Source organism: Staphylococcus pasteuri (assembly GCF_030547725.1).
Classification (GTDB): domain Bacteria; phylum Bacillota; class Bacilli; order Staphylococcales; family Staphylococcaceae; genus Staphylococcus; species Staphylococcus pasteuri.
The window spans coordinates 1-263 of record NZ_JAUOQO010000453.1 but is presented as its reverse complement, the minus strand read 5'-3'; the positions used below and the strand labels follow the sequence as shown (position 1 = coordinate 263).

Below are 263 nucleotides of genomic sequence, written 5' to 3'. Positions count from 1 at the left end.
AGTGTACATCTAGCCCACCTACTTGAGTAAAGAAGTTTGTAAATTCTATCGGTATAATTCTGCGGCGTAAACCTCCATCGGTAACCTCGTAACTAAAATTTGTTTGAACAATAAATTTTGGCGCATCTTTAACAGATACTTCAATTTCATCTTTAAATAACTTTTTCCAAATAAATGATCCCGTAGAAGGCTCTTTCAAAAAAGAAAAGTCAAAGTTTTTCGGCACATCGCTTATGCCGAATATCCGTTGGCCATTCCAAGAT

General features: G+C 35.7%; 1 protein-coding gene. It reads right to left on the bottom strand.

All coding sequences use genetic code 11. The features are described from left to right. On the bottom strand, positions 1-199 hold a 199-nt coding region (locus Q4528_RS14335), incomplete at its 3' end, for a hypothetical protein (protein ID WP_303522298.1). Positions 200-263: the final 64 nt, after the last annotated feature.